Genomic DNA, 6,661 nt, shown 5'->3' with positions numbered 1-6,661 from the left:
GGACCACCCGCTGCGCGGGCGGTCCCCCTCCCCCAGCACGCTGGGGGAGGAATTATGAGGATTACTCCGCCGCTTCCTCCGGCTCGGCCGCCGCGATCAGTGCGGCGTCGCCATAGCGGGGTAGTGCCTCGATCTCGTCGATCGTCTCCAGTTCGCGCTTGCCGGTCTCGATGTTGAGCGCGGCGAACTTGCGGCCGGTGGAGAGCACATTGCGCTCGAAGCTGCCGACGAACTTGTTGTAATGGCCGACTGCGCTCGACAGGCCTGAGCCGACGCGCTTCAAATGCTCTGCCGAGACCGCGAGCCGGTCGTACAATTCCTTGCCGAGCTGGCCGATCTGCCGGGCCTCCTGCGCGAGACCCTCCTGCCGCCAGACGCTGGCCACGGTGCGCGCGATCGCGACCAGATTGGTCGGCGTCGCCAGCAGCACCTTCTTCTCGAACGCGTAATCCCAAAGCTTGGCGTCATGCTCGAGCGCGGCGGAGAGGAAATGTTCGCCAGGCACGAACATGATGACATAATCGGGCGCGTCGGCGAACTGGTCCCAATAGGCCTTGCGCGACAGCCCATCGATATGCGCCTTCATCGAGGCGCAATGCGCGGTCAGCGCGATCCGGCGCGCATCGTCGTCATCCGCCCCGAATGCGTCCTGATAGGCGTTCAAGGACACCTTGGCGTCGATCACCAGCGAGCGCCCGCCGGGCACCTTGACCACGGCATCGGGCCGCAGCCGTCCGTCCTCGGTGTCGACGCTCAGCTCCATCAGGAAATCGGTGCGCTCGGCGAGGCCGCAGCTTTCGAGCACGTTGCGCAGTTGCTGCTCGCCCCAGCGCCCACGCGCCTTGGGCGCATTGCGCAAGCTGTTGACCAGCCGCGCCGCCTCGGTCTGCACCCGCTCCTGCCCGGCGCGCATCTGCTCGATCAGCCCGGTGAGATTGCCATAGGCCTCGCTGCGCGTCGCCTCGATCTTCTGGACCTGATCCTCATAGCTTTTCAGCCGCTCGCCCACCGGCGCGAGCAGCGCGCGGATCTTCTCCTCGTTCTTCTCCTCGGACTGGGCAAAGCGTTCGCTGGCGCGGCGCAGAAACGCTTCCTGCGCTTCGCCGAGCAGCTTGTTGCCGACTTCGCCGAACTGCTGCGCCAGCTGCTCACGCGCTTCGACCAGCAGCCTCACCTGCTTATCGTGATTGGCGGCATCGGCCTTCATCGCGGAAAGCTCGGTCGAAACGGCCTCGTACTGCGTGCGCAGCGAATCGAGCCGCTGAGCCAGATCATCAGCCTGGCGCGCACGCTCGCTGGCAGCGGCAAGCTGGCCCTGCAGCGCCGCGCCCTGCTGGCGCGCCTCGTCGAGTTTCAGCGCGAGCTCGTCCGCGAGCTTCGCACGCTCGCTGGTCCCAGCGAGATCGCGGATAGCCGCATTGAACTGCTCCTGCAGCGCCTTGAGCTGCGCCTGCGCCTCGTCGCGCTCGGCACGGGCATCGGCGACCGGCTTGCCGCCCAAGAACCAGCCGATTCCGAGCCCGACGATCAGCGAAACAGCGATGAGAATGGCGACCATCGGGTCCATGACAAGCTTCCGAACTCAAGAGTGGAACGAAAGGCGAACCTAGAGCGCGGTGGCACGCTTGGCAATGGGGCATTGCCGCCGGATTGGGGTAAGGTGCTTGCCGCCATCGTCATCCCCGCGCACGCGGGAATCCCGCTTATCTGGCAAAGGCGAAGGAGAAGCGGGACCCCCGCCTTCGCGGGGGTGACGGCTTTCAGCAATAAAGGGTCAGTGCAGCGATCACGCCGCCTTGCGCATCTTCTCGAGCTTTTTCAGCACCATCTGGCGCTTGAGCCGCGACAGGTGGTCGATGAACAGGATGCCTTCGAGATGGTCCATCTCGTGCTGCAGGCATGTCGCCATCAGCCCGTCCATCGCTTCTTCGTGCACCTTGCCGTCAAGGTCCTGCCAGCGCGCGCGGATGCTCGCGGGGCGCTCGACCTCGGCATATTGGTCGGGGACCGACAGGCAGCCCTCGTTATACAGCGACTGTTCGGCCGAAGGGTCGAGAATTTCGGGATTGATGAAGACGCGCGGCGCCTTAATCGGCTTGCCTTCCTCGTCTTCCTGCTCCTGCAGGTCGATCACCAGCACCCGCTTGGGCACGCCGACCTGGATCGCGGCCAGGCCGATGCCGGGCGCATCGTACATGGTCTCGAACATGTCGGCGACCAGCGTGCGCAGCTCGTCGTCGAACGTCTCGACAGGGGTGGAGACGGTCTTCAACCGCGGATCGGGCACTTCTAGGATGGGACGGATAGCCATGCCGTCCAGATATGACCGCAAGGCCGCCCGGTCAAGCGGTGGCCACAGGTCGTGTCAGGCGCGACCGAAGCTGCGCGGCGCCGAAAGGCCTCCCGCCGCTGCCAGCGGGCGCCGGCCAAAGCCACGCCGCTCGACCAGCGGATTGGCTTCCTTTTCAAGCAGCGTGAGCGAGCCCAGGAACATCTCGCGCAACGAGACCACGTCTTCGAGCAGCTCGTCAGGCTCGACATGCGTCTCGACGCAGTGCCGCGCGACCATCTCGATCTTCTCGGACAGCAGGCCCAGGCGCTCCGCGCCGAACTGATGCGCTTCGCTCTTCAGCGTGTGCGCGGGCAGCACCAGCCGGGCCGCGTTGCGTTCACGCATCGCAGCTTCGATCGCGTCGACCGACTTGACGCCGTCCTCGCGAAAATAGCCCAGAATGCGCACGAAATCGTTGCCCATAGTCGCCCGTGCATCGGCATAGGTCGACCAGTTCACCAACGGCGCTTCCTCGTAAGACATGATGCTTTCTCCCGGCATGTCCAAGCACTGACACCGGAAACTACATCGCTAATGGTAAATGAAGTCTTGCGCAAAGCTAGTCATTGATCGTTTTAAGACAAAAATGTCGATGACTGGGCAGCGTTCAATAATTGCCCCCAAATCAGTTGTTTGAAAAGGGATTTTTGGGCGCGCGATAGGTAAGCCGCACAGGTACCGCGCCGAATCCGAGCTCGCGGCGCAGGCCGTTGACGAGATAGCGCGAATAGCTTTCCGGCAGTTCGTCGACGCGCGTGCCGAAGATGACGAAGCCCGGCGGGCGCACCTTGGCCTGGGTGATATAGCGCAGCTTGATCCGCTTGCCGCCGGGAGCCGGCGGCGGATTGGTTTCCACGGCCATTTCGAACCAGCGGTTGAGCTGGCCGGTCGAAACGCGGCGCGACCAGGCGGTGCGCGTTTCGAACGCGACCTTGATCAGCGTGTCGATGCCCTTGCCGGTAACGCCCGAAATGGTCAGCACGGGCACACCCTTGAGCTGCGCGAGACCTTCGTCGAGCGCCGCCTTGATGCCGTTGAACAGGCTGGAGGCATCCTGAGCCACGTCCCACTTGTTGATGGCGATGACCAGTGCACGGCCTTCCTTGATGACATGGTCGGCGATCTTGAGCTCCTGCAGCTCCAGCCCGCGCGTCGCATCGAGAAGCAGCACCACGACCTCGGCATAATCGATCGCGCGGCGCGCATCGGCGACCGAGAGCTTTTCCAGCTTGTCGGTAACCTTGGCCTTCTTGCGCATGCCGGCGGTATCGATAAGCCGCACCTTGCGGGGTGGCGCGCCATCGGCGGGGTTCCAGGTCCAGTCGATCGCAATCGAATCGCGGGTGATGCCGGCCTCGGGCCCGGTGATCAGCCGATCCTCGCCCAGGATCTTGTTGATCAGCGTCGACTTGCCGGCATTGGGACGCCCGACGATCGCAAGCTGCAGCGGCGCAGCTTCCAGCGCGCTTTCGTCGACCGATTCGGCATCGAGATGCACATTGGCGAACTGGGTCTCCGGCTCGCCCTCTTCTTCCCAGTCCTCGATGAGCGGGCGCAGCGCGTCAAACAGTTCGGCCATGCCGACGCCATGTTCGGCGCTGAACGCGATCGGTTCGCCCATGCCCAGCGCGTAGGATTCCATGAGGCCCGCATCGGCAGAACGGCCCTCCGCCTTGTTGCCCATCAGGATGATCGGCGTCTTGGTCGTGCGCAGCCAGCGGGCGATTTCCTCGTCGAGCGGGGTCAGCCCGGCACGGGCATCGAACACGAAGATCGCCGCGCGCGCGCTGGCGACTGCGGCTTCGGTCTGCTGGCGCATCCGGCCCGGCAGCGTCTCGGGGTCCTCGTCCTCATAGCCTGCGGTATCGACGATCTGGAAGTGCAGGCCGAGCAGCTCCGCCTTGCCGACGCGTCGGTCGCGCGTGACGCCGGGCTGGTCGTCGACCAGCGCAAGCTTCTTGCCCACCAGACGGTTGAACAAGGTGGATTTGCCGACATTGGGCCGGCCGATAATGACGATTTCGGGTAACATTCTGCCGCCTGTATAGCGGAAGGGAGCATTTGTCTCCCCCCGCAATCAGGCTGTCATCACCGATAGGCAGTAATCGTGCCGCCGTCGTCGAGAATGTAGAGCGTGTTGTCTGCTACGATCGGGGGCAACGACACCTTCTCCTTCAGCTCGAACAGCAGCGAAAACGTGCCGTCCGCCGGATTGACGCTGCCCACTTCGCCCTCGGTGTTGACCGTGAAGAGGCGTCCGCCCGCCAGCACAGGCCCGTTCCAGTAGATCGCGCCTTCCTTCTTCTTTTCCTTGCGATAACGCTGCAACTGGGTCGACCAGCGCACCTTGCCGGTGGCGCGTGCGATGCACAGGATGCGCGCGTCGTCGGTCAGCACGAACAGCCATTCGCCCGCGATCACCGGGGTCGAAATCCCTGCGATGTTGAGCTCCCAGATGCGCTGACCGGTGACCAGCTCATAGGCGGCCATGCGGCCGCCCTCGCCCACTGCATAGACGCGGCCGCGATCGATGATCGGATCGGCATCGATATCGGTCAGCGTAGACACCGAGGTCGAGATGCTGGTGCGCGCCAGAGCGTCGGACCACAGGTTGCGGCCATTTTCATAGCGATAGGCAATCAGCTCGCCGCTCGAGAAACCGGCGACCACGGTGCCCTGCCCCGCTGCCGGCGCCGCCACGCCGAACACGCCCGCCTGGCCGAGCGATCCGCTCTGGTTCCAGGTCGTGGTGCCATCGGTCTGGTTGAGCGCGATGAGCTGGTTGTCCTGCGTCATCACATAGACCGAGCCGAAGGCCAGGGTCGGTGCGCCGCGCAGCGGGCCAGCCGGCTTGACGCGCCAGATCTGCGAACCGTCGCTGGGGTTGAGCGCGGCGACTTCGCCGACGCCGTTGGTGGCATAGACCCGGTTCGCATCCACGCTGACGCCGCCGCCGAAAACCGAGGCCGATCCGCCATTATCCGGCTCGATCGTCACCGACCAGACCGGGGCACCCGACGCGGCGTCATAGGCATGGACCGTGCCGCTGGTGTCGATGGCATAGAGGCGACCGTTGAACACGACCGGCGCGGCGGCGAGGCGGACGCGCAGGCTCGACCCTGCAATCCGGGCGCTCCAGGCGCGGGTGATATTGTCGCCAATGGTCAGATGGCCAATGGCCTTGGTGGCGCTGCCGCCCGGCTGGTTCCAGTTTGCGTTGGTCACTGCCGGCGGCAGGATTACCGATACGCCCGCCAGGTCCTTGTCCACCTCCGCACCGTTTTCGGCGCGGGTCAGAATGGAGGTGCGATTGCCCAAAGTGGGCGTGACGGGCTTATCCTTGCCGCCCAGAACGCCGCATCCTGCCAGCGTGGCCGACAGCGCGAGAATCGTCGCCCATTTTGCCTTGTGCATTGCCAGTCAAGCTCCCCGAATCATCACTAAATCAACGTCAACGGTAGCGACCCGCAAAATTCTTCTTACTGCGCACCCGACGGTGCGACCAGACCCGGCGCAGCAGCGGGGGTCGCAACGCCCTGCGCCTTGCCCGGATCATCGACCGCGTCGATGCCCATGACACCCGCCAACTGACGCGCACGTGAACGGATGGTTTCCGGCACCTGCTTGTCTTCGGCCAGCTTCTGGAACAGCGGACCCGCCAGATCCGGCTTGTTCATCCGCATGTGCGCAATGGCAACCATCTCGCCAGCGCTGCCGAACCAGGGGTTGCCCGGCACGGCCAGCGGCTTGAGCCGCGCGATCACGTCCTGCGGCTTCAGGCTGTCATATTCTGCCGCCGTCTGGCGGATCAGCGCAAGGTCGCGCAGCGGCTGCGGCAGGCTGTCATCGCCGGCCACCTTGGCAAAGATCGCCGCTGCCGCCTTGGGATCGTTCTGTTCCTGCTTGATGCCCGCCTGGAGCAGTTGCGCGGCGGCGCGATAGCCCGGTTGGTCCGCAGTCTCGAGCGGCTTCAGGGCGTTGGCTGCGCCTGCCAGATTGTTGCCCCGCAGCGCATCGAGCGCATTGGTCATTTCCTCGCCGCGCACACCGGCAGCCTCGGCCTGGCTGTGGCGGTACCAGAACCAGCCGCCCAGCGCGAGCAGGATGACGACGATGCCGATCAGCAGGTGCCTGCCGTAATTCTGGACGATCCCAGCCATCTGGTCCTGACGCAGCGCATCATCGACTTCGCGCAGGAACATGGCGTCGCGCGCGGCGTCTGCGTCCTTTTTCGGTGTCAGCGCCAAAACGGGCTCCTTGCATAGCTTTCGCGGCCGAAAGGCGTTCGCCCCGGCTCAAGGTCAGCGTCTTTAAACGCGGGCTTCGCCA

The 6,661-nt window shown here is 64.7% G+C and carries 6 protein-coding genes; all 6 read right to left on the bottom strand.

Annotation, left to right across the window (positions count from 1 at the left end):
* Nucleotides 1-61: 61 nt before the first annotated feature.
* Nucleotides 62-1,567 carry a DNA recombination protein RmuC gene (gene rmuC / locus AX735_RS22640; protein ID WP_066284866.1) on the bottom strand — a complete coding sequence of 502 codons (1,506 nt, stop codon included), beginning with the start codon at nucleotides 1,565-1,567 and terminating at the stop codon, nucleotides 62-64.
* Nucleotides 1,568-1,786: 219 nt separating this feature from the next.
* Nucleotides 1,787-2,311 (bottom strand): peptide deformylase, encoded by a 525-nt coding sequence (def, locus tag AX735_RS22635; RefSeq protein ID WP_023837385.1) that lies wholly within the window; start codon nucleotides 2,309-2,311, stop codon nucleotides 1,787-1,789.
* A gap of 54 nt (nucleotides 2,312-2,365) precedes the next feature.
* Nucleotides 2,366-2,815, bottom strand: coding sequence for an Hpt domain-containing protein (locus tag AX735_RS22630; protein WP_066284871.1), 450 nt, complete (start codon nucleotides 2,813-2,815; stop codon nucleotides 2,366-2,368).
* A 142-nt stretch (nucleotides 2,816-2,957) separates the two neighbouring features.
* Nucleotides 2,958-4,364, bottom strand: a complete 1,407-nt coding sequence (gene der, locus AX735_RS22625; RefSeq protein WP_066284865.1) for a ribosome biogenesis GTPase Der — start codon at nucleotides 4,362-4,364, stop codon at nucleotides 2,958-2,960.
* Nucleotides 4,365-4,420: 56 nt separating this feature from the next.
* Complete coding sequence (locus AX735_RS22620) at nucleotides 4,421-5,746, bottom strand: PQQ-like beta-propeller repeat protein (RefSeq protein WP_066284864.1); 1,326 nt, start codon at nucleotides 5,744-5,746, stop codon at nucleotides 4,421-4,423.
* 65 nt (nucleotides 5,747-5,811) lie between these two features.
* A complete protein-coding gene (locus tag AX735_RS22615) occupies nucleotides 5,812-6,579 on the bottom strand; it encodes a tetratricopeptide repeat protein (RefSeq protein ID WP_231750228.1) in 768 nt (255 codons plus the stop codon).
* Nucleotides 6,580-6,661: the final 82 nt, after the last annotated feature.

It is taken from the genome of Blastomonas sp. CCH1-A6 (assembly GCF_001556365.1).
Taxonomy (GTDB): Bacteria; Pseudomonadota; Alphaproteobacteria; order Sphingomonadales; family Sphingomonadaceae; genus Blastomonas; species Blastomonas ursincola.
This window is presented reverse-complemented; position numbering and strand designations above follow the sequence as displayed.

Coding starts and splice junctions, on each gene's coding strand:
- rmuC (WP_066284866.1), bottom strand. CDS start 1,567: ATGGACCCGATGGTCGCCATTCTCATCGCTGTTTCGCTGATCGTCGGG.
- def (WP_023837385.1), bottom strand. CDS start 2,311: ATGGCTATCCGTCCCATCCTAGAAGTGCCCGATCCGCGGTTGAAGACC.
- AX735_RS22630 (WP_066284871.1), bottom strand. CDS start 2,815: ATGTCTTACGAGGAAGCGCCGTTGGTGAACTGGTCGACCTATGCCGAT.
- der (WP_066284865.1), bottom strand. CDS start 4,364: ATGTTACCCGAAATCGTCATTATCGGCCGGCCCAATGTCGGCAAATCC.
- AX735_RS22620 (WP_066284864.1), bottom strand. CDS start 5,746: ATGCACAAGGCAAAATGGGCGACGATTCTCGCGCTGTCGGCCACGCTG.